General features: G+C 64.1%; 4 protein-coding genes. 3 read left to right on the top strand and 1 reads right to left on the bottom strand.

Translation table 11 applies throughout. From position 1 onward, the window contains the following. Positions 1–150 precede the first annotated feature (150 nt). Entirely contained in the window at positions 151–636 is a 486-nt protein-coding gene (gene purE / locus WBB85_RS19665; RefSeq protein WP_432640285.1) for a 5-(carboxyamino)imidazole ribonucleotide mutase, read from the top strand. Further along, a complete protein-coding gene (locus tag WBB85_RS19660; protein ID WP_432640284.1) occupies positions 629–1,702 on the top strand; it encodes a 5-(carboxyamino)imidazole ribonucleotide synthase in 1,074 nt (357 codons plus the stop codon). The genes purE and WBB85_RS19660 overlap by 8 nt, the downstream gene beginning before the upstream one ends. 4 nt (positions 1,703–1,706) lie before the next feature. On the opposite strand, the gene WBB85_RS19655 is transcribed toward WBB85_RS19660, so the two are convergent. Further along, positions 1,707–2,432, bottom strand: a complete 726-nt coding sequence (locus WBB85_RS19655) for an esterase/lipase family protein (RefSeq protein WP_432640283.1) — start codon at positions 2,430–2,432, stop codon at positions 1,707–1,709. Between the two features lie 78 nt (positions 2,433–2,510). Between WBB85_RS19655 and WBB85_RS19650 the strand changes: the two genes are divergently transcribed. Further along, complete coding sequence (locus WBB85_RS19650; protein WP_432640282.1) at positions 2,511–2,963, top strand: NUDIX domain-containing protein; 453 nt, start codon at positions 2,511–2,513, stop codon at positions 2,961–2,963. Positions 2,964–3,037 lie beyond the last annotated feature (74 nt).

Raw genomic sequence — 3,037 nt, 5'->3', positions numbered from 1 at the left:
CGCCCGGCTTGTGTTGCGCATACCAATATCCGCAAAGGGTTCAGAACGAAAAACTCTGGCGAAGGCATCGTCACCGCCCCAACGACCTTGCCCCGCCCGGCATCGCCGCTATAGTGCGCGCTCCATTTCGCGGGCGCCGGGGACAGCCGAATGAGCGTTAAAGTCGGGATCATCATGGGGTCGCAGTCCGACTGGCCCACAATGAAGGAAGCGGCGTCAATTCTCGACGCGCTCGGGATTGCCTATGAGGCCAGGATCGTCTCAGCCCATCGCACACCGGACCGGCTCTGGGCCTACGGGAAATCGGCCGTCGAACGCGGGCTGCATGTGATCATCGCGGGTGCGGGCGGGGCTGCGCATCTTCCGGGCATGATGGCATCCAAGACCCGCGTGCCGGTGATCGGCGTGCCGGTCCAGACCAAGGCCCTGTCCGGCGTCGACAGCCTCTATTCCATCGTCCAGATGCCCAAGGGCTATCCCGTGGCCACGATGGCCATCGGGGCGGCAGGGGCTGCCAATGCCGCTCTGATGGCGGCCGGTATCCTCGCCATCAGTGACCCCACCCTTGCCGAACGCCTTGACGCCTGGCGCGATGCCCTTTCCGCCTCAATCCCGGATGAGCCTGAAGATGAGTAATCCCCTGCCCGCCGGTTCCGTGATCGGCATTCTTGGTGGCGGCCAGTTGGGCCGCATGCTGTCCGTTGCCGCCGCCCGGCTCGGATACCGGACCCATATCTTTGAACCTGCCGCGAACCCTCCGGCGGCGGATGTGGCCCATGCCGTCACGACGGCATCCTATGACGACCTTGCCGCGCTGGAACGCTTCGCCGCCTCGGTCGATGTCGTGACCTATGAGTTCGAGAATATCCCGACCTCGGCGCTCGACGCGCTTGAGGCGCATCGCCCGATCCATCCGAACCGCCGCGCCTTGTCGGTCAGTCAGGACCGGCTGGTCGAAAAGACCTTCCTGCGCGATATCGGCTTGCAGACCGCGCCCTATGCGGCAGTCGACGATGAAACCGATCTTGCTGAAGCGATGGATGAGATCGGCCTGCCCGCGATTCTCAAGACCCGCCGTCTTGGCTATGACGGCAAGGGGCAGGCGCGGCTTGCCACTGCGGACGACGCCGAGGCAGCCCTTGCGGCGATGAGCGGCGCGTCCTCGATCCTTGAGGGCTTCGTCGATTTCAGCCACGAGGTCTCAGTCATCGCGGCGCGCGGCGCGTCGGGCGAGGTTGCGGCCTTCGATCCGGGTGAGAACGTCCATGAGGGCGGCATCCTGCGGACAACCACCGTGCCCGCCCGCCTGACCACAGCGCAGCGCACCGATGCGGTGCTGATCGCGGGCAAGATCCTCAATGCGCTCGATTATGTCGGCGTCATGGGGGTCGAGCTGTTCGTGACGCCTGCGGGCCTGATCGTCAACGAAATCGCCCCGCGCGTCCACAATTCCGGCCACTGGACGCAGAATGGTTGCGCGGTCGACCAGTTCGAACAGCACATCCGCGCGGTTGCTGGGTGGCCCTTGGGCGACGGCAGCCGTCATTCCGATGTGGTGATGGAGAACCTGATCGGCGACGACATCGACCGCATTCCGGACATTGCTCGCGAAAGCAGCACTGCCATCCACCTCTATGGCAAGGCCGAAGCACGGCCGGGCCGCAAGATGGGCCATGTCAACCGGATCGCCGCCCCGCGCTGAGGCGTCATTCGATCAGACGTTCGGCCGCGTCCAGATAGGTCAGGTCATGGTCGAACCGACCGTGCTGAAGAAACTCGATCACTTCAGCAATCACCAGCGGGTTGTTCATCATGAATGTATGGGTGACCGGCAGAACGATATGGTCGTTCATGCCGCCGATCCGCGTGCTGCCCACGCTGACCTTGCCGTCATCCTGCCCGCCGATGACCGCCGAATAGATCGGGTTCAAGGACCGGTTTCCGGCAATGATGCCAAGATCGAACTGAACGGCGGGCAGCGCATTCGGCACACTTGTGGGCGCAGTTCCAAGCTCAAGCCCCGCCGGGCCGTTGATCCAGCGGAAGGGACCGAGATCGCCGAACGCATCCACCAGTTCGGACCCATGATTGGGCGGCGCGAGCATCACGACCCGGCCCATTTCGGCAGGCCGGTGATCGGCCAGCCACGCGCGCACCAGAATACCGCCCATCGAATGGGTGACAAAACTCGTCCGCTCCGCCCCGCACTTCGCAACCGCCGGGCCGACATAGCCCTCCACCAGTTCCCCGATCGTCGCCTCGGTTGACGGGTAATCGACATTGATCACGCGATATCCGGCGTCATCCAGCGCCGTCTCCATGACCAGAAGCGACGCATCGCTGCGCGCAAGGCCATGCAGCAGCACCACGCATTCCGCCCGTGCGGGCAGTCCGGCAACGATCAGCAGCAGGGTAAGGATGGCTTTCCACATGCCCCAAGAGATAAGAGATCGGCTGCGACGTTGCGAGCCCTCTTGTCCTGTGAGGTACGCTACGTCACTCTCCGGCGGATGAAACCTCACTCTCCACGTCTGGCGACACGCGCCATAATTGTTCAGGATGGGTGCCTGCTGCTGGTCAATGCCTATGCCGGCCGCCGGTCGGATCTGTGGTGCGCGCCGGGCGGAGGGGTCGAGCCGGGGCGGTCCCTGCCCGACAACCTCGTCCGCGAGGTGCATGAGGAATGCGGGCTGCATGTTTCGGTCGGACCTCTTGCCCTGGTCAATGAGTTTCACGATCCGCGCACCGGGTTCCATCAAGTCGACCTCTTCTTCCGCTGCACCGTTGTGGCCGGGCAGCTTGACCCCGGCTGGTCCGATCCCGAACGGGTCGTGCATACCCGCCGGTTCTTTGCGGAAAGCGAATTGTCCGCCATCAGGCTGAAACCGGACAGCCTGCCGGGCATCGCCTTCGGGTCGCATGGCCCCGCACATTACGATCCGTTGGAAGTCATCGCTCCCTAGAGGTTATCCACGAACGACCAGATCGCTGGCACCCGGCCCCGCGAACCAGGTGCGTAGCGCGTCGAGAAATGTGG

The sequence above is a fragment of the Albidovulum sp. genome (assembly GCF_049646345.1).
GTDB lineage: Bacteria > Pseudomonadota > Alphaproteobacteria > Rhodobacterales > Rhodobacteraceae > Albidovulum.
This window is presented reverse-complemented; position numbering and strand designations above follow the sequence as displayed.